Below are 24,928 nucleotides of genomic sequence, written 5' to 3'. Positions count from 1 at the left end.
CGGCCGGGGCTCACCGGCGCGGCGGCGTAAGGGCCCGTCGCGAGCCGGTGACGGCGTCCGGCGGCGGCACCGCGCGGGCCGGGTGAAGTACCTGATCCCCGTGGAGGTGCGGCGCCCCGAGGAGACGCGGCGGAACCGCGCTCCGGCCACGCCGGCGGAGCGGTCGGACGACGCCGGCCACGGCACCGCAGGCGCAGCGCTTAGGCTGGCTCCATGGTCAATCTGACGCGCATCTACACCAGGACCGGTGACCAGGGCACGACCGCCCTCGGCGACATGAGCCGGGTCGCCAAGACCGACCTGCGCATCGCGGCGTACGCCGACGCGAACGAGGCGAACGCGGTGATCGGCACGGCGATCGCGCTCGGCGGTCTGGACGAGGCGATCGTCGCGGTGCTCTCCCGGGTGCAGAACGACCTGTTCGACGTCGGCGCGGACCTGTCGACGCCGGTGGCGGAGAACCCCGAGTTCCCGCCGCTGCGGGTGGAGCAGTTCTACATCGACCGGCTGGAGGAGGACTGCGACCGCTTCAACGAGCCGCTGGAGAAGCTGCGTTCCTTCATCCTGCCGGGCGGCACTGCGGGTGCCGCCCTGCTGCACCAGGCCTGCACGGTCGTGCGCCGCGCCGAGCGGTCCACGTGGGCGGCGCTGGAGGTGCACGGCGAGGTCATGAACCCGCTCACCGCGACCTATCTGAACCGGCTGTCGGACCTGCTGTTCATCCTGGCCCGGACCGCCAACGCGGCCGTGGGGGACGTGCTGTGGGTGCCCGGCGGCGAGCGCTGACCGGAGCGGCGGGGGCGGCGCCCTCCCCGGCCGGCCCTCCGGAAGCGGCCGGGGCTCCGGAAGCGGCCGGACCCCGGGAGCGGCCGGGCATCCGACCGGCCCGGCACCTGACCGGCCCGGTCGGCGGCCCGGCCGTCAGCCCTTCTCACGCTTCGGGAACAGCGTGTAGCTCGCCGCGATGACCAGGTTGACGCCGATCAGCCCCAGCATGAGCCGCTGCCAGTCGCGCAGCGAGGCGACGTCCCCGTCGCCGCCGACGTACCAGGCGGCGGCCTGGAGCAGTCCGGCGGCGACCGCCGCGGCGGCGATCCAGCGGCCGGCGACCTTCCACTCGTGGACCGCACGGGCCGTGCCGTACCGCGGCGGGCGACGCGGCGGCGGCCTGTCCGCGAAGCGGTGGGCGAAGCGGGCGTCGGCCCACCGGACGGCCGAGCGGCCGAGGCCGGCGGTGAAGCCCACGTAGACGGCGGCCAGGCCGTGCCTCCAGCCGGGTTCGGCGCCGTTCTTCAGGTCCACCGCGGCGACGGCGAGCAGCACCAGCTCCAGCAACGGCTCGCACAGCAGCAGCGCGAGTCCGAGGCGCGGCCTGCGCAGCACGTAGCGCAGGGTCAGTCCCCCGGTCAGCAGCAGCCAGAAGGCCACCTCGCAGGCGGCGATCAGCGCGACGATCACGGCTCGCTCCTCTCGGTCTCCTCCGAGCCTGCCGCCGGGCCGGGCGGATCGCGTCGTCGTCACCGACGAGATCCGCACTACATCGAAGGATGCAGTCGGGACCCTTCTCGGGGTGCACGCCCCGGCCCCGGAGCCGGTGTTGGATGAGGGCATGCCGTCCGTGCCCCGCCGCCCCCGCCCCTTCGACGTGTGTGTCGCGCTGGGCGGGCTGCTCGGCGGACTGCTGCTGTGGGGCGTCGGACTGGGTCTGCGGGCCGCCGACGCCCCGGTCGTGGTGTGGCCGGGGCGCTGGCCGGTCCTGGTGCCGCTGGCGGTGATGGCGGGCTGCGAGCTGGCGCGGCGGGCCGCGCCGCGGCAGGCGCTGCCGACCGCGACCGCGGCGGTGGTGGGAGACCTGCTGACGCAGGGCAACCTCGTCACCGTCGTGATGTTCACGGACGTGATGTACGCGGCGGTGCTGTACGGCCCGGCCGCCCCGGCCCGGCGCATCCCGCGGGTGACCGGACTGCTGTCGGTGGCCGGGATGGTGGTGCCGTACGCGCTGTGGCGGGTGCCGGAGGCGCTGCTGATCGGGGCGGGCGTCGGGTTCGTCGCCTTCACGCCCGCGGCCACCGGGCTGATCGTGCGCAACCACCGCGACGCGGCGGTCGCGGCCCGGCTCGCAGCGGAGCGGACGGCCCTGCTCGCCGAGATGGACCGAGTGCAGGCGGTGACCGCCGAACGCACCCGGATGGCGAGGGAGTTGCACGACCTGGTCGCCAACCACCTCTCCGCGATCGCCATCCACTCCACGGCCGCGCTCTCCCTCGACGACCGCGCCACGACCCGTCAGGCGCTGGGGGTGATCCGGGAGAACAGCGTCGCGGGCCTGGCCGAGATGCGCCGGCTGATCGGGATCCTGCGCGACGGCGGCGACGACGCCGAACCGGCCGCGACCCCCACCCTGGACGGCCTCGGTGCGCTCGTCGGCTCCGCCCGCGCCAACGGCCTCGACGTCCGCCTCGACGGCGAGGTGCCGGCCGGCCTGCCGGCGCCGGTGGAGCTCGCCGCGTACCGCATCGTGCAGGAGTCGCTGACCAACGCCCTCAAGCACGCGGGTCCCGGCCGCGTGTCGGTGCTGCTGCGGCACGCGGACGGGGTCCTGACGGTCCGGGTCACCAGTCCGTACGACGGCCGCGGCGGGCCGCGCGCCCCCGGCTCGGGCGCCGGTCTGACCGGCATGCGGGAGCGGGCCGCACTGCTGCGCGGCACCCTGCGGGCGGGTCCGGGCCACGGCTCCCACACCCCCAAAGGCCCCGGCACCGCCGACACCGCCGACACCGCCGACAGCGCCGGCAGCGCCGACGGCGGGGTCTGGGCCGTCCACGCGACACTTCCCACCGCCGAAGGAGAATCCGCATGATCCGCGTCCTCGTCGCCGAGGACCAGTCCGCCGTCCGCTCCGGGCTGGTGCTCATCCTGCGCAGCGCGCCCGACATCGAGGTGGTGGGCGAGGCCGCCGACGGCGAGCAGGCGGTGGCGCTGGCCCGGGAGCTGCGCCCCGACCTGGTGCTGATGGACGTTCAGATGCCGCGCCTGGACGGGGTGTCGGCGACCCGCGCGGTCGTCGGGGAGCAGCTCGCCGACGTGCTGGTGCTGACCACGTTCGACCTGGACGCCTACGTCTTCGGGGCGCTGCGGGCCGGGGCGGCGGGGTTTCTGCTGAAGAACGCCGAGGCGCGGGAGCTGCTGGAGGCGGTGCGCACGGTGGCGCGTGGGGAGGGGGTGGTCGCCCCGGCGGTGACCCGGCGGCTGATCGCCGAGTTCGCGGCCCGGCCGGCGCGCCGGCCGAGGACCGATCCGGAGCTGCTCGACACCCTGACGCGGCGCGAGCGGGAGGTTCTGGCGCTGCTCGGGGAGGGGCTGTCGAACGCGGACGTCGCCCGGCGTCTGGACATGGCCGAGGCGACGGTGAAGACGCACGTCAGCCGCCTGCTGGGGAAGCTGGAGCTGCGCAGCCGGGTGCAAGCGGCGGTTCTGGCGCGGGAATTGGGGCTGTAGAGGCCGTCTCGGTCAGAGTGGTCCAGACCTATTGACCTCTGGTCCAGACCTTTCCTATCCTCGCGGCACTGCGGGTGTGAAGGCTCAGTCACGCCCACAAAAAAATCTCCCCATAAAGGAGGCGCAGCATGCGCTTCAGGCACAGAGCGGCGGCAGCGGCCGCCACCCTGGCACTTCCGCTGGCCGGTCTCGTCGGCCTGGCCGGTCCGGCCGAGGCCGCGACGAGTGCGACGGCCACCTACACCAAGACCCAGGACTGGGGCAGCGGCTTCGGCGCCGGCTGGACGATCAAGAACACCGGCACCACCACCCTCAGCTCCTGGACCGTCGAATGGGACTACCCCTCCGGCACCAAGGTCACCTCCGCCTGGGACGCCACGGTCACCAACTCCGGTGACCACTGGACCGCCAAGAACGTCGGCTGGAACGGGACCCTCGCCCCCGGGGCCTCCGTCTCCTTCGGTTTCAACGGCTCCGGCTCGGGCTCCCCGTCGGGCTGCAAGCTCAACGGCGGCTCCTGCGACGGCACCTCGCTGCCCGGCGACGCGGCCCCCTCCGCGCCCGGCACCCCGACCGCCTCCGACGTCACCGACACCTCGGTGAAGCTCAGCTGGAGCGCGGCCACCGACGACAAGGGCATCAAGAACTACGACGTCCTGCGCGACGGCGCCAAGGTCGCCACCGTGACCGCCACGTCGTACACCGACAGCGGCCTCACCAAGGGCACCGACTACACCTACACGGTCCAGGCGCGCGACACCGCCGACCAGACCGGCCCGGTCAGCGGCTCCGTCGCGGTCCGCACCACCGGCGGTGGCGGCACCCCGGATCCCGGGGCGCACGTCAAGCTCGGCTACTTCACCAACTGGGGCGTCTACGGGCGCAACTACCACGTCAAGAACCTGGTGACCTCCGGCTCCGCCGAGAAGATCACGCACATCAACTACGCGTTCGGCAACGTCCAGGGCGGCAAGTGCACCATCGGTGACGCCTACGCCGACTACGACAAGGCCTACACCGCCGACCAGTCCGTCGACGGCGTCGCCGACACCTGGGACCAGCCGCTGCGCGGCAACTTCAACCAGCTGCGCAAGCTGAAGGCCAAGTACCCGCACATCAAGGTGCTGTGGTCGTTCGGCGGCTGGACCTGGTCCGGCGGCTTCCCCGACGCGGTGAAGAACCCGGCCGCGTTCGCCAAGTCCTGCCACGACCTGGTCGAGGACCCCCGGTGGGCCGACGTCTTCGACGGCATCGACCTGGACTGGGAGTACCCCAACGCCTGCGGCCTGAGCTGTGACACGACCAGCGGCGCCAACGCCTTCAGCGCCATGATGAAGGCCATGCGGGCCGAGTTCGGCAGCAGCGCCCTGGTCACCGCGGCGGTCACCGCCGACGGCTCCGGCGGCGGCAAGATCGACGCCGCCGACTACGGCACCGCCGCACAGTACATCGACTGGTACAACGTGATGACGTACGACTTCTTCGGCGCCTGGGAGAAGACCGGCCCGACCGCTCCGCACTCGCCGCTGACCTCGTACGCCGGCATCCCGAAGCAGGGCTTCACCTCTGCCGACGCGATCGCGAAGTACAAGGCCAAGGGTGTGCCGGCCACGAAGCTGCTGCTCGGCATCGGCTTCTACGGCCGCGGCTGGACCGGCGTCACCCAGTCCGCTCCGGGCGGCACCGCGACCGGCGCGGCCACCGGCACCTACGAGTCCGGCATCGAGGACTACAAGGTGCTGAAGAACAGCTGCCCGGCCACCGGCACCGTCGCCGGCACCGCGTACGCCCACTGCGGCACCAACTGGTGGTCGTACGACACCCCCGCCACCATCAACGCGAAGATGGCATGGGCCAAGACCCAGGGCCTGGGCGGCGCCTTCTTCTGGGAGTTCAGCGGCGACACCGGCAACGGCGAACTGGTCGGCGCGATCAGCAACGGCCTGAAGTGATCTGACCCCGACCGCCCGGCCCGCTCAGGCGCCCGGGCGGCGGGCCCCCGGACCCGTCCGGGGAATCCCCCTCCAGCGGGTGGACGCGGCGGCTACGCCACGTTCACCCGCTGTCCCGGTGGGGCCGCCTCCAGCCAGGCGAGGAAACCGGTCAGCGCGTCCTCGCTCATCGCGAGCTCCAGGCGGATGCCGCGGTGCAGACAGGCCAGGATCACCGCGTCGGACAGCAGCGCCAGCTCCTCCTCGCCCTCCGGGGCACGGCGGCCGGCCACCTCGATCGCGGAACGCTCCAGGACCCGGCGCGGGCGCAGGGCGTAGGAGAACACCCGGAACCACTCCACGCGGTCGCCGTTGTAGCGGGCGATCCCGTACGCCCAGCCCTTCCCGCTGACGTCGCCCTCCAAGACCTCCCAGCGCAGGCTGCAGTCGAAGGTGCCCCCGGAACGCTGGATCAGCCTGCGGCGCAGACCGAACGCGAACAGCCCCAGCACCACGAGCGCGACGACGACTCCGCTCACAGTCAGAGCGAGGACCATCGGCACCGACCTCCTCGTCTCCTAGGTAACGGAACGTAAAAAACACCCAGATCTGCCTCAGCCGCGGCCGGGTCCGGATCCCTCCGGTCCCAGCCGCGGCTGAGGTACATCATCGCGTGGCTCCCCCAGTGGCTGGAGGATCTGGGGGTGCCCCCAGTGCGCCGGTGCGTCAGCGCGCCGTCGCCGCCCGCAGGCGGACCTCGGCGCGCCGCTCGGCGGAGGCGTCCTGGCCCGACTTCGCGCGCTCCAGGGCCCGCTCCGCGCGCTGGACGTCGATCTCGTCCGACAGCTCGGCGATCTCGGCCAGCAGCGACAGCTTGTCGTCCGCGAAGGAGATGAAACCGCCGTGCACCGCGGCGATCACCGTTCCGCCTTCACTCGTACGGATGGTCACCGGGCCCGACTCCAGCACACCGAGCAGCGGCTGGTGACCGGGCATGACGCCGATGTCGCCGGACGTGGTGCGCGCGACGACCAGGGTGGCCTCGCCGGACCAGACCTCTCGGTCGGCCGCGACCAGCGCGACGTGCAGCTCAGCAGCCAAGGGTGGCTCCTCGGGTCACCACCCGGCGGGTGTGCCGGGTGTGGGTTACAAGTCTAGTGGGCGTGCCGGAGGGGGCGGGACGCACCCGCCCCCTCCGGTGTGAGCCACGGGGCTCACTCGGAGCACGGGGCTCAGGAGACGCCCAGCTCCTTGGCGTTCTTGCGCAGGTCCTCAAGGCCACCGCACATGAAGAACGCCTGCTCCGGGAAGTGGTCGTACTCACCGTCGCAGATCGCGTTGAACGCGGCGATCGACTCGTCCAGCGGCACGTCCGAACCGTCCACGCCGGTGAACTGCTTGGCCACGTGGGTGTTCTGGGACAGGAAGCGCTCCACGCGACGGGCCCGGTGGACGACGAGCTTGTCCTCCTCGCCGAGCTCGTCGATGCCGAGGATCGCGATGATGTCCTGCAGGTCCTTGTACTTCTGCAGGATGTTCTTCACGCGCATGGCCGCGTTGTAGTGGTCCCGCGCGATGTAGCGCGGGTCCAGGATCCGGGACGTGGAGTCCAGCGGGTCCACGGCCGGGTAGATGCCCTTCTCGGAGATCGGACGGGAGAGCACCGTCGTCGCGTCGAGGTGGGCGAAGGTGGTGGCCGGGGCCGGGTCGGTCAGGTCGTCCGCGGGGACGTAGATCGCCTGCATGGAGGTGATCGAGTGACCGCGGGTCGAGGTGATGCGCTCCTGGAGGAGGCCCATCTCGTCGGCCAGGTTCGGCTGGTAGCCCACCGCGGAGGGCATGCGGCCGAGCAGGGTCGACACCTCGGAGCCGGCCTGGGTGAAGCGGAAGATGTTGTCGATGAAGAACAGCACGTCCTGCTTCTGCACATCGCGGAAGTACTCCGCCATGGTCAGACCGGCCAGGGCCACCCGCAGACGGGTGCCCGGGGGCTCGTCCATCTGGCCGAAGACCAGCGCGGTCTTGTCGATGACGCCGGAGTCCGACATCTCCTCGATGAGGTCGTTGCCCTCACGGGTGCGCTCACCGACGCCGGCGAACACCGACACACCGTCGTGGTTGTTGGCGACGCGGTAGATCATCTCCTGGATGAGCACCGTCTTGCCGACGCCGGCGCCGCCGAACAGACCGATCTTTCCACCCTTGACGTACGGGGTGAGGAGGTCGATGACCTTGACGCCGGTCTCGAACATCTCGGTCTTCGACTCGAGCTCGTCGAAGTTCGGGGCCTTGCGGTGGATGGACCAGCGCTCGCCGTCGTAGGCCTCGTCGACGTTCAGCACCTCACCGAGGGTGTTGAACACCTTGCCCTTGGTGAAGTCGCCGACCGGGACGGTGATGCCGTCGCCGGTGTCGACGACCGGGGCCTGGCGGACCAGGCCGTCGGTGGGCTGCATGGAGATGGTGCGGACCAGGCCGTCACCCAGGTGCTGGGCGACCTCCAGGGTCAGCGTCTTCTTCTCGCCGGCGTTGGCCGGGTCGGCCACCTCGACGTGAAGGGCGTTGTAGATGTCCGGCATCGCGTCGACGGGGAACTCCACGTCGACGACCGGGCCGATGACCCGCGCGACGCGGCCGGTGGCCACGCCAGACGCCGTGGCCGTCTGAGCAGTGGTGGTCATTAGTTGTCACTCCCCGCGGTCGCGTCGGCCAGGGCGCTCGCGCCACCGACGATCTCGCTGATTTCCTGGGTGATTTCGGCCTGGCGGGCCGCGTTGGCAAGACGGGAGAGCGTGTTGATCAGCTCGCCCGCGTTGTCGGTGGCCGACTTCATCGCGCGCCGGGTGGCGGCGTGCTTGGAAGCGGCCGACTGGAGCAGCGCGTTGTAGATCCGGCTCTCGACGTACCGCGGCAGCAGGGCGTCGAGGACGTCCTCCGCCGACGGCTCGAAGTCGTACAGCGGAAGGATCTCGCCCCCGGGGGCGGCCTCCTTCGCGACCTCTTCGAGGCTGAGCGGCAGCATCCGGCTGTCGACGGCCGTCTGCGTCATCATCGACACGAACTCGGTGTAGACGATGTGGAGCTCGTCCACGCCGCCGTCCGCCGTGCTGGTCTCGATGGCCTCGATCAGCGACGCCGCGACCTTCTTGGCGTCCGCGTACGAGGGCTCGTCGGTGAAGCCGGACCACGACTCCGCGACCTTGCGCTCGCGGAAGTTGTAGTGGGCCACGCCGCGCCGGCCGACGATGTAGGTGTCGACCTCCTTGCCCTCGCGCCGCAGGCGCTCGGTCAGCTGCTCCGCCGCCTTGATGGCGTTGGAGTTGAACGCACCGGCCAGACCCCGGTCGCTGGTCAGCAGCAGCACTGCGGACCGGGTGACCGTCTCGGCCTGGGTGGTGAGCGGGTGCTTGGTGTTCGACCCGGTGCCGACCGCCGTGACCGCGCGGGTCAGTTCCTGCGCGTACGGCGTGGAGGCCGCCACCTTGCGCTGCGCCTTGACGACGCGCGAGGCGGCGATCATCTCCATCGCCTTGGTGATCTTCTTGGTCGCGGTGACGGATCGGATGCGACGCTTGTAGACCCGGAGCTGGGCTCCCATGAGTCAGGTCCCTTCCTTACGTCACTTGGCGGCGGCCGCGGCGTCCTCGCCGAGAAGCTTGCCGTCCGAGGTCTCGAACTGCTTCTTGAACGCGGCGATCGCGTCGGCGACTGCGGTGAGGGTGTCGTCCGACATCTTGCCGCCCTCCTTGATGGAGGTCATGAGGCCCTGCTCCTGGTGGTGCAGGTACTCCAGCAGCTCCCGCTCGAAGCGGCGGATGTCGGCGACGGGGACGTCGTCCATCTTGCCGGTGGTGCCGGCCCACACCGAAACGACCTGGTCCTCGGTCGGCATCGGCTCGTACTGGGCCTGCTTCAGCAGCTCGACCATGCGCTGACCGCGCTCCAGCTGCGACTTGGACGCGGCGTCCAGGTCGGAACCGAAGGCGGCGAACGCCTCCAGCTCGCGGAACTGGGCGAGGTCCACGCGGAGGCGGCCGGAGACCTGCTTCATCGCCTTGTGCTGGGCGGAGCCGCCGACGCGGGAGACGGAGATACCGACGTTCAGGGCCGGGCGCTGACCGGCGTTGAACAGGTCGGACTCCAGGAAGCACTGGCCGTCGGTGATGGAGATGACGTTGGTCGGGATGAACGCCGAGACGTCGTTGGCCTTGGTCTCGACGATCGGCAGACCGGTCATCGAGCCGGCTCCCATGTCGTCGGAGAGCTTGGCGCAGCGCTCCAGCAGACGGGAGTGCAGGTAGAAGACGTCACCCGGGTAGGCCTCGCGGCCCGGCGGGCGGCGCAGCAGCAGCGACACGGCGCGGTAGGCGTCGGCCTGCTTCGACAGGTCGTCGAAGATGATGAGGACGTGCTTGCCCTCGTACATCCACTGCTGGCCGATGGCGGAGCCGGTGTAGGGCGCCAGGTACTTGAAGCCGGCCGGGTCGGACGCCGGGGCGGCGACGATGGTCGTGTACTCCAGTGCGCCGTTCTCCTCCAGCGCGCGGCGCACCGACGCGATGGTGGAGCCCTTCTGGCCGACGGCGACGTAGATGCAGCGGACCTGCTTCTTCGGGTCGCCGGAGCGCCAGTTGTCGCGCTGGTTGATGATCGTGTCGACGGCCAGGGCGGTCTTGCCGGTCTGGCGGTCGCCGATGATCAGCTGACGCTGGCCGCGGCCGACCGGGGTCATGGCGTCGACGGCCTTGTAGCCGGTCTCCATCGGCTCGTGCACCGACTTGCGCTGCATGACCGTGGGGGCCTGCAGTTCGAGGGCGCGGCGGCCCTCGGTCTCGATCTCACCGAGGCCGTCGATCGGGTTGCCGAGCGGGTCGACGACACGGCCGAGGTAGCCCTCGCCCACCGCGACGGAGAGGACCTCACCGGTGCGGGTGACCGGCTGACCCTCCTCGATGCCGCTGAACTCACCGAGGACGATGGCACCGATCTCGCGCTCCTCGAGGTTGAGGGCGAGGCCGAGGGTGCCGTCCTCGAACTTCAGCAGTTCGTTGGCCATGGCCGAGGGGAGGCCCTCGACCTTCGCGATGCCGTCGCCGGCAAGGGTGACCGTACCGACCTCCTCGCGCGAGGCCGCGTCCGGCTTGTACGACTGGACAAAGTTCTCCAGCGCGTCCCGGATCTCCTCCGGCCGGATCGTGAGCTCCGCCATCTGGGTTCCCTGCTCTCCTTGTTGGGCCCGAAGTTTCACTTTGGGGGGATGGGGACTCCCCCCTGAACGAGGTGAATCCTCTGCACGGCCCAACCAGGGCCGTAAGTACGTTCTGCGTTTTCAGTTGCCGCGTCGCCTGCGCCGGCGACGGCGTCAGCTCGCCAGTCGGCGGGCCGCCTCGTCGATGCGGTCCGCGACGGAGCCGTTGATGACCTCGTCGCCGACCTGGACCCGGATCCCGCCGAGGACCGCGGGGTCCACGTCGAGGTTCAGGTGCATCCGGCGCCCGTAGAGCTTCGCCAGGGCGGCGCCGAGGCGCTCCTTCTGGCCGTCGCTCAGCGGCACCGCCGAGGTGACGACGGCGACCATGCGGTCCCGGCGCTCGGCGGCGAGCTTGGACAGGGACTCCAGTCCCGACTCCAGGCTACGTCCCCGCGGCACGGTGACCAGACGCGTCACCAGACGCTCGGTGGTGGCCTTCGCCCGGCCGCCGAGCAGGCTGCGCAGCAGCTCGCCCTTGGCGGCGGCGGTGGCCTTGCGGTCGGTCAGCGCGGCGCGCAGCTCGGTGCTGGAGGAGACGATCCGGCCGAACCGGAACAGCTCGTCCTCGACGTCGTCCAGCGTGCCGTTCCGCTGCGCGGCGGTGAGGTCGGCGGTGTCCGCCAGCTCCTCCAGCGCGTCCACCAGGTCGCGGGACTGCGACCAGCGGGAGCGCACCATGCCGGCCAGCAGGTCCACGGCCTCGCCGCCGACCTGTCCGCCGAGCAGGCGCTGGGCCAGCTCGGCCTTGGCCTCGCCGGACTGCGCCGGGTCGGTGAGGACCCGACGCAGGCTGACCTCGCGGTCGAGCAGCGCGGTGACGGCGGCGAGCTCGTCGGCGAGCCGCGCCGCGTCCACGGACGTGGAGTCCGTCAGCGCGTCGAGGCGCTCGCGTGCGGCTGCCAGGGCCTCGCGGCTCGCTCCGTGCGCTGTCATCGAGCCGCCTCGGCCTTCTCCTCGAGCTCGTCGAGGAAACGGTCGATCACGCGGCTCTGCCGGGCGTGGTCCTCCAGGGACTCGCCGACGAGCTTGCCGGCCAGGTCGGTGGCGAGCTTGCCGACGTCCTGGCGCAGCGCGGACGAGGCGGCCTTGCGGTCGGCCTCGATCTGCGCGTGACCGGCGGCGACGATCTCCTCGCGCTGCCGCTGACCCTCCGCACGCATCTCGGCGATGAGCGAGGCACCCTGCTCCTGCGCCTCCTGGCGCAGACGCGCGGCCTCGTGCCGGGCCTCGGCGAGCTGGGCCTTGTACTGCTCAAGGACGCTCGCGGCCTCGGTCTGCGCGGCCTCGGCCTTCTCGATACCGCCTTCGATCGCCTCGCGGCGCTCCTCCAGAACCTTGTTGATGTTCGGAAGCAGCTTCTTCCAGAAGAAGAAGAACACGATGGCGAAGGCGATGGTGCCGACGAGCAGCTCGGGGCCCGGAGGAATGAGCGGGTTCTGCTCCTCCTCGGCCGCCAGCTGTACCAGGTTGGCGATCACATCAGTGCCTTTCGTCGAAACGTGTCGGGTAAGGGGGCTTACTTACCGAACACGAACGGCATAACGATGCCGATGAGGGCGAGCGCCTCACAGAAGGCGAAGCCCAGGATCTGGTTGGCGCGGATCAGGCCGGCCGCCTCGGGCTGGCGGGCGAGGGCCTGGGTGCCGTTGCCGAAGATGATGCCGACGCCGACGCCGGGGCCGATCGCGGCCAGACCGTAGCCGATGGAGCCGAGCGAACCGGTGACGGCGGCGAGGGTCTCAGTGGCAGCCATGCTGATTCTTCCTTCTCTTTACGGACCGGTGGGAGTTGGCCACCGGACGATCAGGGGGTGGGTGGTGCGGGACTCAGTGGTGCTCGGCGAGAGCGCCCTGAATGTACGAGCAGGCGAGGAGCACGAAGACGTACGCCTGCACCGCCTGCACGAAGAGCTCGAAGAGGATCATGACGATGGTCATGACGAAGGAGACGCCGGCCGCCGGGATCATCGCGCCGTTCAGCAGGTACCAGGAGGCGACGGTGAACATCACCAGCATCAGGTGGCCGGCGAACATGTTGGCGAAGAGCCGGACCGCGTGCGTGAAGGGCCGCACGATCAGGTTCGAGAAGAACTCGATGACCATGACGAGCGGGAGCACGGCGCCGAGCGACTTGTCGTAGCCGGTGACGTTCTTGAAGAAGCCGACGAACCCGTGGCGCTTGAAGGTCAGCGAGACCCAGGTGATGTAGACGACGGCCGCCAGCACCATCGGGTAGGCGATGATCGACGACACCGGGAACTGGGCCAGCGGGATCACGGACCAGACGTTCATGATCCACACGAAGAAGAACAGCGAGACCATGAGGGGGACGTACTTCTCGCCCTCGCGCTTGCCGAGCGTCTCGTAGACGATGCCGCGGCGGACGAAGTCGTAGCCGGCCTCGCCGGCCATCTGCAGCTTGCCGGGCACGACCTTGGCCTTGCCGAAGGCGGCCCAGAAGAAGCCGACGACCAGGACCGTGGTGATGAGCGCGAGCAGCATCACCTTGTTGAACTCGAACCCGCCGGCGGTGAAGATCGGCTGGAAGAGGAACGAGTGCAGGCCCGGAGCCGGGAAGCCACAGCCGTTGTCGGACAGGATGCGGCAATCCCACTCAAAGGCGAGCTGGGTCATGTCAGCACTCACCGCGGGCTCCTTCGGCGTGACGCATGGGTTCGGCAACCTCGTTGTGTCGGCGCGGCGCGCAGCCGCGAGTCGGCACCGGACTGGTGATACGGATGTGAGGGCGGCTGAGGGGCTTCGAGCCTCGCGATGGTGCAGGCGTCAGCTCACAAGCCCGCGCCCGCGATGCCGCAGTTGGCACCGGACGATAGCAGGAGTTCTCACAGCTCTTTATCCCGCCCCTACCCCTCACGACGAAGGCCCCGTCTTGCTGGGCCTGTCGCTGTTCTCGGAGTCCGGGTCGACGTAGAAGAGCTTGGCCTTCATGTGCGCACGCGCCTGCGCCGCCATCCACACGACGGTCGCGACGACCAGCGAGACCGCGAACGCCCTCGGGCTGAAGGCGGACGTGTCCCTGAAGAGCGCGACGAACATCAGAAGCAGCAGGAGCTGTGCGACATAGAGCATCAGCCCCATGGCCTGGAACAGTTGCGGGAGCGTTTTTGCCGTCCACTGCAGGACGTAGAGGCCGATGCCCATGAAGGCGATGGCCAGCAGCGTGCCGACGGCGGCTCCCAGAGCGCCCTTGCCTCCGGCCACCGCCGCACTGATGGCGACCGCGACCACACCGGCAGCGGCCGTGGGTACGGCGCACTGCAGAAGGTTCCGGACGTCATTGGACGGCATGGCGGCAACTCCGCTTTCACAGGGGGCAGGGGTGTCGTCATGGACGAGCGTAGTCCCGGACCGAGAAGGCTCCTCAGGTCCGAAAGGGCCCTCATGGCCGGGCCCTTCGGTGCTGTCCGGGGTTCTCGTGAACCGTATCACAAACTATTTGATGAGGTCTTTACCTGAGGGGTGTGCCCGCAGTCACACATGAGGGTGAAGCCGCGCGTCTGTGCAGGTACCGCGCCGACTTGTCTGATATTGGGGAGGTTCGCTCCCCCATGAGTTGGCAATGCTCTAGTCAGATTCTTACCTTCGCGTCAGCGCGACGTTTCCGCTTTGCCCCGATCCAGGACCGGCGGACGCGCGCTCAGCGCGGTGGCTCCGTTGACCGTGGGGGCGCCGGCGGCGACCGGGGTGCGCGGCTCGTCCGCGGACGGCTCAAGAGCCTCCCCCGCAAGCGCTGTGATCGGTTCCGCTTCCGGCCGGCGGCGGCGGTAGCGCGGCGGCACGAAGTGCTCGGCCCAGGCGGGCGTACGGGGGCTGAAGCGCGGCAGCAGCAGGAGCACCAGGCCGAGCGCGCTGAGCACCACGACCCCCAGGACGATCCACATGGACGCGGAGTTCACCGAGTAGGCCAGCGCACCGAAGGCGATCAGCGCGGACCAGAAGTACATGATGAGCACGGCCCTGCTGTGCGAGTGGCCGATCTCCAGCAGCCGGTGGTGCAGGTGGCCCCGGTCGGCGGCGAACGGGGACTGGCCGCGCCAGGTCCGGCGCACGATCGCCAGGATCAGGTCCGCGGCGGGGATCGCGATGATGGTCAGCGGCAGCAGCAGCGGGATGTAGACCGGCACCGTCTGGTGCACCGCCGCCTTCTCCGAGCCCGCGAACAGCTTCAGCGCGTCCGGGTCGACCTGCCCCGTGACGGAGATCGCACCCGCGGCGAGCACCAGGCCGATCAGCATCGACCCCGAGTCGCCCATGAAGATCCGCGCCGGGTGCATGTTGTGCGGCAGGAACCCCAGGCACATACCCATCAGGATCGCCGCGAACAGGGTGGCCGGTGCCGCCGCCTCGATGCCGTACGACACCCACACCCGGTACGCGTAGAGGAAGAAGGCCGCCGACGCGATGCACACCATGCCCGCCGCGAGGCCGTCGAGGCCGTCGACGAAGTTCACCGCGTTGATGGTGATGACCACCAGCGCGACGGTGAGCAGGGTGCCCTGCCACTGGGTCAGCGCCACGTTGCCGACGCCCGGGATGGGCAGCCACAGGATCGTCAGACCCTGCATCACCATGACGCCCGCGGCGATCATCTGCCCGCCCAGCTTGATCAGCGCGTCGATCTCGAACTTGTCGTCCAGCACGCCGATCAGCCAGATCAGCGCGGCGCCCGAGAGCAGCGCCCGCGGCTCGTTCGACGTCTCGAAGACCTCGCTGAGGTTGGCCAGATGGCCGGCCACCAGCAGGCCCGCGCACAGACCGGAGAACATCGCGATACCGCCGAGCCGCGGAGTGGGTTCCCGGTGCACGTCGCGCGCCCGGATCTCCGGCATCGCCCCGGCCACGATCGCGAACTTCCGTACCGGCCCTGTCAGCAGATACGTCACCGCGGCCGTGACGCAGAGCGTCAGCAGGTATTCACGCACGGGCTTCCCCACAGGTCTCGCTGGCCATCACAGCCCCACACCCTAGCGACGCTCGCATACACGACGCATATGTGTGGGGACATCCGGGTAGCGACGATGGTTGCACGCGGGCCGCGGGCCGGTGCGCACCCCCGTCCCGGCGCGCGCCGCCGCAGGGCGGGTCCGGCCGGGTCCGGCCGGACCCGCCCTCCGGCGGCGCGGCGTGCACCGGCGTGGTCCGGCGCCCGCCGGCGCCTGCGGGTACGGCCGCCCCGGTCAGGGTTCGCCGCGACGGGCCCTCCCCCGGTCCGAGCCCGGGTACGGGTCCGGGTACGGCGGGAAGGCCGCCGTCAGCTCCCGTACCGCCTCGCGCGCGGTGCGGCTGTCGGCCTCCTGCCGCAGCACCGCGGCGAGCAGCGCGGCGATGCGGGCCATCTCCTCCTGCCCCATGCCCTGGGTGGTGACCGCGGCCGTGCCCAGGCGCAGGCCGCGCCCGTCCCCGTGGGGCAGCACACAGCAGTCCAGGACCATCCCGGCGGCGGCGAGCCGGCCGCGTGCGGTGCGTCCGTCGACGCCCAGCGGCGCCGGGTCGGCGGTGATCAGATGGGTGTCGGTGCCGCCCGTGGTGACGGCCAGCCCCTCCGCGGCGAGCCCGGCGGCCAGCACGCGCGCGTTGGCGACCACCTGATGGGCGTACACCGTGAACGCCGGAGCGGCCGCCTCGCCGAAGGCGACCGCCTTGGCGGCGACGGCGTTCATCTGGGCGCCGCCCTGGGTGAACGGGAACACCGCGCGGTCCACCCGCTCGGCCAGGTCCGCGCCGCACAGCAGCATCCCGCCGCGCGGCCCGCGCAGCACCTTGTGCGTGGTCGCGCACACGACGTCCGCGTACGGCACCGGGCTGGGCGCCGCTCCCCCGGCGACCAGGCCGATGGGGTGGGCGGCGTCGGCGATGAGCAGGGCACCGGTCTCGTCGGCGATCGCCCGGAAGAGGGGGTAGTCGATGTGCCGCGGATACGCGATCGAGCCGCACACGATCGCCTTGGGGCGGTGGGAGCGGGCCAGGGCGCGCACCTGCTCGTAGTCGATCAGCCCGGTCTCCGCGTCGACGCCGTAACCGACGAAGTCGAACCAGCGGCCGGAGAAGTTCGCGGGCGAGCCGTGGGTGAGGTGGCCGCCGTGGGCCAGGCCGAGGGCCAGCACGGTGTCACCCGGCCGCAGCAGCGCCGCGTACGCCGCGAGGACGGCCGAGGAACCGGAGTGCGGCTGGACGTTGGCGTGCGCGGCGCCGAACAGCACCCGCGCCCGGTCGACGGCGATCCGCTCGGCGGCGTCCACCAGTTCGCAGCCGCCGTGGTGGCGGGCACCGGGGTAGCCCTCGGCGTACTTGTTGGCCAGCGGTGAGCCGAGCGCGGCGAGCACCGCGGGCGAGCAGAAGTTCTCGGCGGCGATCAGCTGGAGGGTCGTGGCCTGCCGGGCGGACTCCCCCGCGACGACGTCGGCGAGTTCGGGGTCCTGGTGCCGCAGGATGCCGGCCTCCGGGAGGACAGGGGTGAGCGCCATGGTGAGCTCCCGGGCGTCGGCGGGGGACGTGGCTGGGGCGTAGCTCCAATGTAGGCCGGGCGGGAGAGGCCCGCCCGGCAGGAGCACCGCGCGGGCGAGGCGGACGGCACCCGCGCGGCACCGCCTCCGCCGGGCCGTCGGCGGCGACCGGCGGGGAGCCCCGGAGGGGAAGGTCCGGACGGAGGCCCGGAGGGGCGGGCCGGGAGAGGCGGGCCGGGAGGGGCGGGCCGGGAGGGGCGGGCCGGGAGGCGGCCCGGAAGGGCCGGCCGGGGGTCCGGACGGGACACGCCGACCGGGGCACGCCGACCGGGGCCGCCGCAGCCGTGCGGGAACCGGCCGCAGGGACCGCCGCAGCCGCACGGCAGCGCCCGTCAGCGCCCGTCAGCGCCCGTCAGCGCCCGTGGGCGCCCGTCGGGCCCGTCTGGGTTCGCTACATCCGCGTGGGGACGCCCGTCAGGGCCGTGACGACCGGTTCCAGGGCCTGGTGTATCTCGTCGCCGATCGAGCGGAAGAACGTCAGGGGCGCCCCGTACGGGTCGTACACCTCGTCCGCGTCGGCCGTCGGCGCGAGCAGCCAGCCGCGCAGCGCGGCGGCGGCCCGGACGAGGGCGCGGGCGCGCTGCACGACCCCGTCCTCCAGCGGCGGCAGGGTCGTCGGGTCTATGGCGTTCACCAGGCGGGTGAACTCCTTGAGCGTGAAGGTGCGCAGTCCGGCCGAGTGCCCCATGGAGATGACCTGGGAGCGGTGGTCGCGGGTGGCGGTCAGCACCAGGTCGGCCATGATGACGTGCTCGTCGAGCAGCTCGCGGCCGGTGAAGCCGGAGGCGTCCGCCCCGAAGTCGGCCAGCACCGCCTCGGCGTTGGCCTCCATGGGCGCCCCTTCGTGGCCCCAGGTGCCCGCGCTCTCGACGATCAGGCCGCCGCCGAGCACGCCGAGCCGCTGGCTGACGTAGTGACGCGTCAGCCGCTCGGTGATGGGCGACCGGCAGACGTTGCCGGTGCTGACGTGGAGGATGCGGAAGCTGTCCCGGGGGAAGCCGAAGGTGGTCGTCTCCTCCCCGGTGCCGCCTATGCCGCGCCCCGCGTCCGGGGGTGTCAATTGGCCACCTCAAGGTCGGGTACGACCTTGCGCAGCTCCTCCGGGGAGAGCGCGCCCTCGCGCAGCAGGACGGGGACGGAGCCGCTGACGTCGACGATGGAGGACGGCACGATGCCGGGCGTGGGGCCCCCGTCGAGGTAGACGGAGACCGAGTCGCCGAGCATCCGCTCGGCGGCGTCGCAGTCCTCCGGCGCCGGGTGGCCGGTCAGGTTCGCCGAGGACACGGCCATCGGGCCGACCTCGGTGAGCAGCTCGATGGCGACCGGGTGCAGCGGCATGCGCACCGCGACCGTGCCGCGGGTGTCGCCGAGGTCCCACTGGAGGGACGGCTGGTGCCGGGCGACGAGGGTGAGCGCGCCCGGCCAGAACGCGTCGACGAGTTCCCAGGCCGCCTCGGAGAAGTCGGTGACCAGGCCGTGCAGGGTGTTCGGGGAGCCGATGAGGACGGGCGTGGGCATGTTGCGCCCGCGGCCCTTGGCGGTGAGCAGGTCGCCGACGGCCTCCGAGGAGAACGCGTCGGCGCCGATGCCGTACACCGTGTCGGTGGGCAGGACCACCAGCTCGCCACGGCGGACGGCGGACGCGGCCTCACGCAGACCGGTCACGCGGTCGGTCGCGTCGTTGGTGTCGTATCGCCGGGCCATGTCTAGCGGTCCTCCTCGGGCACGTACTGCCGGGCTGAAGTCGGATGGGTGCTCACGGCATCGCCTTGCGGGCGGTGGCGAACCGTGGGCGGTTGTTGAGGTCGGGGTGGTCGGCCGCGTCCGCCCAGCCCCGCTCCTCGGTGAAGATCCACGGCACCTGGCCGCCCTGGGTGTCGGCGTGCTCGATCACGACCACGCCGCCGGGCCGCAGCAGCCGGTGCGCGGTGCGCTCGATGCCGCGGATCAGGTCCAGGCCGTCCTCGCCGGAGAACAGCGCCATCTGCGGGTCGTAGTCGCGGGCTTCGGGGGCGACGTACTCCCACTCGGTGAGGGGGATGTACGGCGGGTTGGAGACCACCAGGTCGACCTGTCCGTCGAGGTCGGGGAACGCGTCGAGGGCGTTGCCCTGGCGCAGGTCGACGCGGGAGCCGGCCATGTTCCGGCGGGTCCACACCAGAGCCTCCTCGGACAGCTCCACGGCGTGCACCCGGGACCTGGGCACCTCCTGGGCGAGGGCGAGCGCGATGGCGCCGGAGCCGGTGCACAGGTCGACGATGCACGGCTCGACCACGTCCATCGCCCGGACGGCGTCTATGGCCCAGCCGACCACGGACTCCGTCTCCGGCCGGGGCACGAACACGCCGGGCCCGACCTGGAGTTCCAGGTAGCGGAAGAAGGCCCGGCCGGTGATGTGCTGGAGCGGCTCGCGGGCCTCGCGGCGGGCGACGACCTCCCAGTAGCGGGCGTCGAAGTCGGCGTCCTGCACGGAGTGGAGCTCGCCGCGCCGGACACCGTGCACGAACGCGGCGAGCTCCTCCGCGTCGGTGCGCGGCGAGGGCACGCCGGCGTCGGCCAGCCGCTGGGTGGCCTGGGCCACCTCCGCGAGCAGCAGACCGCGGGGGGTTGGGGGTCGCCCCCCGAATGATTGCCGCACGCTCGTCCTCCGTGAAGTGGTACTCGTCCGTCCCGCTGTCTGTCAGGCGGCCGCGAGGTCTGTCAGGCGGCCGCGAGCTTCGCCGCCGAGTCCGCGTCGACACAGGCCTGGATCACCGCGTCGAGGTCGCCGTCCAGGACCTGGTCCAGGTTGTAGGCCTTGAAGCCGACGCGGTGGTCCGAGATGCGGTTCTCCGGGAAGTTGTACGTACGGATCTTCTCGGAGCGGTCGACGGTGCGGACCTGGCTGCGGCGGGCGTCGGCGGCCTCCCTCTCCGCCTCCTCCTGCGCCATGGCGAGCAGCCTGGAGCGCAGGATACGCAGGGCCTGCTCCTTGTTCTGCAGCTGGCTCTTCTCGTTCTGGCAGGAGGCGACGACTCCGGTGGGCAGGTGCGTGATCCGCACCGCGGAGTCGGTGGTGTTGACGGACTGCCCGCCGGGGCCAGAGGAGCGGTAGACGTCGATGCGCAGGTCGTTCGGGTTGATCTCGACGTCGACCTCCTCGGCCTCGGGCGTGACGAGCACGCCGGCGGCGGAGGTGTGGATGCGGCCCTGCGACTCGGTGGCCGGCACGCGCTGCACACGGTGCACGCCGCCCTCGTACTTCAGCCGGGCCCACACGCCCTGGCCGGGCTCCTGCTGCCCGCGTACCTTCACCGCGACCTGGACGTCCTTGTACCCGCCCAGTTCGGACTCGGTGGCGTCGATGATCTCGGTCTTCCAGCCGACGCGCTCGGCGTAGCGCAGGTACATGCGCAGCAGGTCGCCCGCGAACAGGGCGGACTCGTCGCCGCCCGCGCCCGCCTTGATCTCCAGGATGACGTCCTTGTCGTCGCTGGGGTCGCGCGGCACCAGCAGCAGGCGCAGCTTCTCGGTGAGGTCCTCGCGCTGCTCGGTGAGGTCCCTGACCTCGGCGGCGAAGTCGGGGTCGTCGGCGGAGAGCTCGCGCGCGGTCTCGATGTCGTCGCCGAGCTGCTTCCAGGAGCGGAACGCGGCCACGATGGGGGTGAGTTCGGCGTAGCGCTTGTTGAGCTTGCGCGCGTTGGCCTGGTCGGCGTGGACGGCGGGGTCCGCGAGCTTCTTCTCCAGGTCGGCGTGCTCGGTGACCAGGTCCTCGACGGCCTCGAACATCTTGGGCTCCAGTGGGGGTACGGGGGTGAAGGGCGGGCGACCAAAAACGCCGGTCCCGGGCACACCCGGGAGGGGTGTGGCCGTGGACCGGCGCAATGGGGCTCGCTACTTCTTGGAGCCGGCGGCCTTGCCGAAGCGGGCCTCGAAGCGGGCCACGCGGCCACCGGTGTCGAGGATCTTCTGCTTGCCCGTGTAGAACGGGTGGCACTCGGAGCAGACCTCGGCCCGGACGGTGCCGGACTCGATGGTGCTGCGGGTGGTGAACGACGCGCCGCAGGTGCAGCTGACCTGCGTCTCGACGTACGCGGGGTGGATGTCGCGCTTCAAGGTGTCTCCTAGGTTCAGGGAGGGCACCGGGTCGCCTGCCGCGGGGTGCGGGGCGTGAACCGGGGCCGACGTACCAGTCTGCCAGGACTGGCGCCATCTCCCAAAACCGGGTCCCGCCGTGATCTATTCCCGCCCGGCCGTCCGGGTCCGCGGCAGCCCGTGAGCCTGGCGGGGGCGGGCCGGGAAGCGTGCGGGGGAGGGGCAGCAGGCGGGACGGGGACCTACCGCGGGAGGGGTCGGGGGCGTACCGCGGGACGCCCCCGGGGCGGGTCCCGGGGTGCGGGCCGGGTCACGTCACACGCACACGCCACGGGGCCGCGCCGGGCGGTCGCAGGACATGCCCGGATCCCGTCACGGGGCGTGCCCGCCCCCGTCACGGGGCACACCCGGCCCCGTCACGGGGCGTCGCCGACGACGTCCTTCGCCTGGCCGGTGGCGGTTCCCTCGGTCGCCGACTCGGGGATCGGCCGGTCGGCCCTCAGCGCCTTCCAGACCAGGTCGGCCCTGGCCTCGTCCAGGAGGACCCGGTTGAGGTCGGCGGGGTCGTACTGGACCGGCATGGTCACCATGGTCATGGCGTCGGGGGTGATGCCCTTGAGGCCGCCCGCCCAGGAGAGCAGACTGTTGACCGAGCCGAGGTCGGAGTCGGTGGTGACGGCCTTGGTGGCGGTGTCGGCGAGGTCGTAGAGCTTCCTGGGGTTGGTGAGTACGCCCACGTCCTTGACCTGCGCGACCAGCGCCTTGACGAAGGCCTGCTGGAGCTGGATGCGGCCGAGGTCGGAGCCGTCGCCGACGCCGTGCCGGGTGCGGACCAGGCCGAGGGCCTGCTCTCCGGTGAGCTGGTGGGTGCCGGCCTTGAGGTCGAGGTGGCTGTCGGGGTCGGAGATGTCCTGGGTGGTGGTGACCTCGACGCCGCCCAGTTCGTCGATGAGCTTCTGGAAGCCGCTGAAGTCGACCTCCAGGTAGTGGTCCATGCGCAGGTCGGTGATCGACTCGACGGTCTTCACGGCGCAGGCCGCGCCGCCGACGGAGTACGCCGAATTGAACATCACGCCGCTCGCCGCGTCGTGGGTGACACCGTCCGCGTCGGTGCACTCCGGCCGGTCGACGAGGGTGTCGCGGGGGACGGACACCACACTGGCCTTCCGGTGGCCCTCGTACACGTGCACGATCATCGCCGTGTCGGAGCGGGCGCCGCCCTCGTCGGCGCCGCCGCCGAGCGCCCGGTTGCCGCCGGAGCGCGAGTCGGAGCCGAGCACCAGGATGTTCTCGGAGCCGTTGTCGGCCCTGGTGGGCCGGTCGGTGCCGAGCGCCTGGTTGATGTCGACGCTGCTGATGTTGCCGTTGAGCTTGAAGTAGACGTAGCCGGCCCCGGCACCGCCGAGCACCACGACCCCGGCCGCGGTCCAGGCCGCGATCTTCAGGCCCTTGTTCCCGCCGCGGGGCTTGCGGCGGCGGCCCTTGCCGCTGTGACGCGGACCGCTCCATCCGGTTCCGCCCGGTATGCCGGGTCCCGGCGTCCTGTCGGCTGGCATGTGCTCCTCGGCTCTCGTCCGGTCGGTGACCCTGGGGTCGACGGACAGGCCAGGCCATATCGACCTGCACCGCACCATCGTCGCGCTGATGGGTCAGACAGGGAAACGCTGCGGAGGGTTGCACGGCGCGCTGTGGCCGCCCTGTGCACCGGCCGGCCGTCAGGCGCCGCCGCCGGCTGCGGGGACGCCTGCCGACCAGCGGGTTCAGCCGAGCAGGTCGTACTGCTGGAAGTCGGGTGCGGCGGCGACGCGTGTGTCGAAGATCTCGGCGGAGGCCTTGCCGGTGCCCTTGTAGAGGTAGAGCGTGCCGTCGGGGGCGCGGGCGAGGAGGTCGGCCCGGCTGTCGCCGTTGACGTCGCCGACGGCGACGAAGGCGTCGTAGTCCTTCCAGGTGCGCACCCTGACCCGCGGACCGAAGGCGCCGGGGCCGGACCTGCCGGTGCCCGGGTGCAGATAGACGGCGTGGTCGGCGCGGTCCCGGGTGATCAGGTCGGGCAGGCCGTCGTCGGTGAAGTCGCCGTGGCCGAGCACCGTGTCGTAGGCGTCCCAGCCGGCGGACACCCGCACGGGGCCGGCGAGGGTGCCGTCGCCCCGGCCGGGGTGGATCCACAGCACGCCGCCGGAGTCGACCGACACCAGGTCCGGCAGGTCGTCACCGGTGACGTCGCCGGGGGCGGCGAGGTGGCTGCGGGTGCCCCAGTCGCCGGTGACCGGCGTGGTCCGCCAGACGTGGTCGGCGGGGACGAACCGGGCCCGGAACAGCACGCCGTCGCCGGTGCGCCGCCACACCAGGTCCTGGAAGCCGTCCCGGTCGAGGTCGGTCTGCACGAGGAGGTCAGCGGCCCGCCAGTCGCCCGTCTCGTCGCGGGGGTCGAACGAGCTGCCCTTGGAGGCCTTGAAGTAGGCGGTGCCGTCCTCGGCGCGGCGCACGAACAGGTCGGCGCGGTGGTCGCGGCTGAGGTTGGCGTCGTCCACCCGCGCCCGGACGGTGCCGAGGTGGTCCCGGAGCCGGGTGAACGCGGCGGGGCAGGACTGCCGCCCGCCGCGCGCGACGCCGATGACACGGCCTCCGGCGACGAGCGGGGCACCGGCGTCGGCGGTGCACGTCCCGCCCCCGGAGCCGCCTCCGGAGCCGCCCCCGGAGTCGTCTCCGGAGCCGGCCCCGGAGCCGGCCGCGCAGACCTGGTCCGCGGCTGCGGAACCGGCGTCGCAGCCGTCCTCGGGGCGCAGGGTGAGCGTGGCGGCCCGGGCGGAGCCGGCCGGGTCCCAGCCGTGCAGTCCGGCCACGGCGCCGGGCCGGTAGGCGCCGGTGTCGGCAGCCGCGGTCATCCGCACCGGCTCGGCGGCGACGGGCGCGTCCAGGGTGAGGACCGCGAGGTCGCCGCCGGGGGTGTCCGGGCTGTACGCGGGGTCGTAGTACTGCCGCAGCGGCAGCGAGACGGTGCCGCCGTGGAGGCCGACGGCGCCCGCGTCGCGGGCGGTGCCGCGGTGGCCGCCGGCTGCGGGGGCGGTGCCCCCGCCCGCGGTGGCGAGCCGGCCGGCGCCGGTGACCACGGCACCGTACGCGTACCAGTTGTGGTTCTTGACGCAGCCCGCGCTGGTGAGGATCTTCGTCGGCGCCACGAGGGCCCCGGTGCAGAAGTCGTCCACGTCGTCGCCGGTGGCGGGCGTGCCACGGTCGTCGTGGTACCAGAGCTGGGCCAGCCAGGGGGCAGAGCCGCCGGACGGGGCACCGCCGGGGGAAGCCTGCGTGCCGCCGGTGGCGTCCGTGCCCGCGGGGTCCGCCGCGCTCGCGGCACCGTCCCCGGGCGTCCTCGCCGAGGCGGGGCCGGCACCGCCCGCCAGGGCACCCGCCACCCGCGCCTGGAGTTCGCCCTCGGCCAGCGTGGTGTGCCCGGGCGGGGCCACGTCCGGTTCGGGCAGCACGGGCGCGGCCCCGGCGGCCTGCACCAGCAGCGCGGCGGTGACGGCCGCGGCGATGCCGGCGGCGGCCACGGGCAGGACGATCCGCATCCGGCGGCGTCTGCGGTCACGACCCTCGGGTGTGGACACAACCACGCGAGTCCCCCTGGGGGTGAAGAACGTTGGCGGTACA

General features: G+C 71.9%; 24 protein-coding genes. 4 read left to right on the top strand and 20 right to left on the bottom strand.

Annotated features, from left to right (window positions below; translation table 11 throughout):
* Positions 1 to 213: 213 nt before the first annotated feature.
* Entirely contained in the window at positions 214 to 786 is a 573-nt protein-coding gene (locus AC5K6T_RS26795) for a cob(I)yrinic acid a,c-diamide adenosyltransferase (RefSeq protein WP_493212974.1), read from the top strand.
* Positions 787 to 921: 135 nt separating this feature from the next.
* On the opposite strand, the gene AC5K6T_RS26790 is transcribed toward AC5K6T_RS26795, so the two are convergent.
* Positions 922 to 1,458, bottom strand: a complete 537-nt coding sequence (locus tag AC5K6T_RS26790) for a hypothetical protein (RefSeq protein ID WP_493212972.1) — start codon at positions 1,456 to 1,458, stop codon at positions 922 to 924.
* 151 nt (positions 1,459 to 1,609) lie between these two features.
* Between AC5K6T_RS26790 and AC5K6T_RS26785 the strand changes: the two genes are divergently transcribed.
* The 3 genes from AC5K6T_RS26785 (at position 1,610) to AC5K6T_RS26775 (ending at position 5,450) form a co-directional block, all read left to right on the top strand.
* Positions 1,610 to 2,860, top strand: coding sequence for a sensor histidine kinase (locus AC5K6T_RS26785; RefSeq protein ID WP_493212970.1), 1,251 nt, complete (start codon positions 1,610 to 1,612; stop codon positions 2,858 to 2,860).
* Entirely contained in the window at positions 2,857 to 3,498 is a 642-nt protein-coding gene (locus tag AC5K6T_RS26780; RefSeq protein WP_493212968.1) for a response regulator, read from the top strand. The genes AC5K6T_RS26785 and AC5K6T_RS26780 overlap by 4 nt, the downstream gene beginning before the upstream one ends.
* Before the next feature lie 128 nt (positions 3,499 to 3,626).
* Positions 3,627 to 5,450, top strand: coding sequence for a glycosyl hydrolase family 18 protein (locus tag AC5K6T_RS26775; RefSeq protein WP_493212966.1), 1,824 nt, complete (start codon positions 3,627 to 3,629; stop codon positions 5,448 to 5,450).
* Positions 5,451 to 5,542: 92 nt separating this feature from the next.
* Here the strand turns inward: AC5K6T_RS26775 and AC5K6T_RS26770 are convergent, their stop codons facing one another.
* From AC5K6T_RS26770 to AC5K6T_RS26680, 19 genes are all read right to left on the bottom strand, one after another.
* Positions 5,543 to 5,986 carry a DUF2550 domain-containing protein gene (locus AC5K6T_RS26770; RefSeq protein WP_493212964.1) on the bottom strand — a complete coding sequence of 148 codons (444 nt, stop codon included), beginning with the start codon at positions 5,984 to 5,986 and terminating at the stop codon, positions 5,543 to 5,545.
* A gap of 169 nt (positions 5,987 to 6,155) precedes the next feature.
* Positions 6,156 to 6,530, bottom strand: coding sequence for a F0F1 ATP synthase subunit epsilon (locus AC5K6T_RS26765; protein WP_493212962.1), 375 nt, complete (start codon positions 6,528 to 6,530; stop codon positions 6,156 to 6,158).
* Between the two features lie 131 nt (positions 6,531 to 6,661).
* Positions 6,662 to 8,110, bottom strand: a complete 1,449-nt coding sequence (gene atpD / locus AC5K6T_RS26760) for a F0F1 ATP synthase subunit beta (protein WP_493212960.1) — start codon at positions 8,108 to 8,110, stop codon at positions 6,662 to 6,664.
* A complete protein-coding gene (locus tag AC5K6T_RS26755) occupies positions 8,110 to 9,027 on the bottom strand; it encodes a F0F1 ATP synthase subunit gamma (RefSeq protein ID WP_493212958.1) in 918 nt (305 codons plus the stop codon). Before AC5K6T_RS26755 ends, atpD begins: the two co-directional genes overlap by 1 nt.
* Positions 9,028 to 9,048: 21 nt before the next feature.
* The gene (gene atpA, locus AC5K6T_RS26750) at positions 9,049 to 10,638 is read right to left on the bottom strand and encodes a F0F1 ATP synthase subunit alpha (RefSeq protein WP_493212956.1); all 1,590 of its coding nucleotides are present in this window, start codon (positions 10,636 to 10,638) and stop codon (positions 9,049 to 9,051) included.
* Between the two features lie 153 nt (positions 10,639 to 10,791).
* Positions 10,792 to 11,613: a F0F1 ATP synthase subunit delta gene (locus AC5K6T_RS26745; RefSeq protein WP_493212955.1), complete on the bottom strand. Its 822-nt coding sequence runs from the start codon at positions 11,611 to 11,613 to the stop codon at positions 10,792 to 10,794.
* Positions 11,610 to 12,158 (bottom strand): F0F1 ATP synthase subunit B, encoded by a 549-nt coding sequence (locus AC5K6T_RS26740; RefSeq protein WP_493212953.1) that lies wholly within the window; start codon positions 12,156 to 12,158, stop codon positions 11,610 to 11,612. Before AC5K6T_RS26740 ends, AC5K6T_RS26745 begins: the two co-directional genes overlap by 4 nt.
* Positions 12,159 to 12,196: 38 nt before the next feature.
* Positions 12,197 to 12,433, bottom strand: a complete 237-nt coding sequence (locus AC5K6T_RS26735; protein ID WP_285510094.1) for an ATP synthase subunit c family protein — start codon at positions 12,431 to 12,433, stop codon at positions 12,197 to 12,199.
* 73 nt (positions 12,434 to 12,506) lie between these two features.
* Positions 12,507 to 13,325 (bottom strand): F0F1 ATP synthase subunit A, encoded by an 819-nt coding sequence (atpB, locus tag AC5K6T_RS26730; RefSeq protein WP_493212951.1) that lies wholly within the window; start codon positions 13,323 to 13,325, stop codon positions 12,507 to 12,509.
* A gap of 225 nt (positions 13,326 to 13,550) precedes the next feature.
* On the bottom strand, positions 13,551 to 13,988 hold the full coding sequence (locus tag AC5K6T_RS26725) for a Cg1360 family ATP-synthase-associated protein (protein ID WP_493212950.1): 438 nt from the start codon (positions 13,986 to 13,988) through the stop codon (positions 13,551 to 13,553).
* 299 nt (positions 13,989 to 14,287) lie between these two features.
* On the bottom strand, positions 14,288 to 15,622 hold the full coding sequence (locus tag AC5K6T_RS26720) for an MraY family glycosyltransferase (protein WP_493212948.1): 1,335 nt from the start codon (positions 15,620 to 15,622) through the stop codon (positions 14,288 to 14,290).
* Between the two features lie 255 nt (positions 15,623 to 15,877).
* A complete protein-coding gene (glyA, locus tag AC5K6T_RS26715) occupies positions 15,878 to 17,164 on the bottom strand; it encodes a serine hydroxymethyltransferase (RefSeq protein WP_493212947.1) in 1,287 nt (428 codons plus the stop codon).
* Positions 17,165 to 17,594: 430 nt separating this feature from the next.
* Complete coding sequence (locus AC5K6T_RS26710; protein WP_493212946.1) at positions 17,595 to 18,263, bottom strand: arsenate reductase/protein-tyrosine-phosphatase family protein; 669 nt, start codon at positions 18,261 to 18,263, stop codon at positions 17,595 to 17,597.
* Entirely contained in the window at positions 18,260 to 18,907 is a 648-nt protein-coding gene (locus AC5K6T_RS26705; RefSeq protein WP_493212944.1) for an L-threonylcarbamoyladenylate synthase, read from the bottom strand. The genes AC5K6T_RS26710 and AC5K6T_RS26705 overlap by 4 nt, the downstream gene beginning before the upstream one ends.
* 52 nt (positions 18,908 to 18,959) lie before the next feature.
* The gene (gene prmC / locus AC5K6T_RS26700; RefSeq protein ID WP_493213479.1) at positions 18,960 to 19,799 is read right to left on the bottom strand and encodes a peptide chain release factor N(5)-glutamine methyltransferase; all 840 of its coding nucleotides are present in this window, start codon (positions 19,797 to 19,799) and stop codon (positions 18,960 to 18,962) included.
* 104 nt (positions 19,800 to 19,903) lie between these two features.
* Positions 19,904 to 20,971 (bottom strand): peptide chain release factor 1, encoded by a 1,068-nt coding sequence (gene prfA, locus AC5K6T_RS26695; RefSeq protein WP_493212942.1) that lies wholly within the window; start codon positions 20,969 to 20,971, stop codon positions 19,904 to 19,906.
* Between the two features lie 105 nt (positions 20,972 to 21,076).
* Complete coding sequence (gene rpmE, locus AC5K6T_RS26690; RefSeq protein ID WP_007499053.1) at positions 21,077 to 21,298, bottom strand: 50S ribosomal protein L31; 222 nt, start codon at positions 21,296 to 21,298, stop codon at positions 21,077 to 21,079.
* A gap of 395 nt (positions 21,299 to 21,693) precedes the next feature.
* Positions 21,694 to 22,833, bottom strand: a complete 1,140-nt coding sequence (locus AC5K6T_RS26685; protein ID WP_493212940.1) for an LCP family protein — start codon at positions 22,831 to 22,833, stop codon at positions 21,694 to 21,696.
* 204 nt (positions 22,834 to 23,037) lie between these two features.
* On the bottom strand, positions 23,038 to 24,885 hold the full coding sequence (locus AC5K6T_RS26680) for an FG-GAP-like repeat-containing protein (RefSeq protein ID WP_493212938.1): 1,848 nt from the start codon (positions 24,883 to 24,885) through the stop codon (positions 23,038 to 23,040).
* Positions 24,886 to 24,928: the final 43 nt, after the last annotated feature.

The organism is Streptomyces sp. B8-7 (assembly GCF_058833805.1).
Note: the sequence above shows the minus strand (reverse complement) of the source record. Positions and strands in the feature narration are given on the sequence as shown.

Bases quoted from the DNA above. Each gene is read 5' to 3' on its own strand.
- glyA (WP_493212947.1), bottom strand. From the start codon at position 17,164: ATGGCGCTCACCCCTGTCCTCCCGGAGGCCGGCATCCTGCGGCACCAG.
- prfA (WP_493212942.1), bottom strand. From the start codon at position 20,971: ATGTTCGAGGCCGTCGAGGACCTGGTCACCGAGCACGCCGACCTGGAG.
- AC5K6T_RS26745 (WP_493212955.1), bottom strand. From the start codon at position 11,613: ATGACAGCGCACGGAGCGAGCCGCGAGGCCCTGGCAGCCGCACGCGAG.
- AC5K6T_RS26785 (WP_493212970.1), top strand. From the start codon at position 1,610: ATGCCGTCCGTGCCCCGCCGCCCCCGCCCCTTCGACGTGTGTGTCGCG.
- AC5K6T_RS26755 (WP_493212958.1), bottom strand. From the start codon at position 9,027: ATGGGAGCCCAGCTCCGGGTCTACAAGCGTCGCATCCGATCCGTCACC.
- AC5K6T_RS26705 (WP_493212944.1), bottom strand. From the start codon at position 18,907: ATGGCCCGGCGATACGACACCAACGACGCGACCGACCGCGTGACCGGT.
- AC5K6T_RS26725 (WP_493212950.1), bottom strand. From the start codon at position 13,988: ATGCCGTCCAATGACGTCCGGAACCTTCTGCAGTGCGCCGTACCCACG.
- AC5K6T_RS26735 (WP_285510094.1), bottom strand. From the start codon at position 12,433: ATGGCTGCCACTGAGACCCTCGCCGCCGTCACCGGTTCGCTCGGCTCC.
- AC5K6T_RS26770 (WP_493212964.1), bottom strand. From the start codon at position 5,986: ATGGTCCTCGCTCTGACTGTGAGCGGAGTCGTCGTCGCGCTCGTGGTG.
- AC5K6T_RS26795 (WP_493212974.1), top strand. From the start codon at position 214: ATGGTCAATCTGACGCGCATCTACACCAGGACCGGTGACCAGGGCACG.
- AC5K6T_RS26780 (WP_493212968.1), top strand. From the start codon at position 2,857: ATGATCCGCGTCCTCGTCGCCGAGGACCAGTCCGCCGTCCGCTCCGGG.
- atpA (WP_493212956.1), bottom strand. From the start codon at position 10,638: ATGGCGGAGCTCACGATCCGGCCGGAGGAGATCCGGGACGCGCTGGAG.
- AC5K6T_RS26685 (WP_493212940.1), bottom strand. From the start codon at position 22,833: ATGCCAGCCGACAGGACGCCGGGACCCGGCATACCGGGCGGAACCGGA.
- AC5K6T_RS26775 (WP_493212966.1), top strand. From the start codon at position 3,627: ATGCGCTTCAGGCACAGAGCGGCGGCAGCGGCCGCCACCCTGGCACTT.
- atpD (WP_493212960.1), bottom strand. From the start codon at position 8,110: ATGACCACCACTGCTCAGACGGCCACGGCGTCTGGCGTGGCCACCGGC.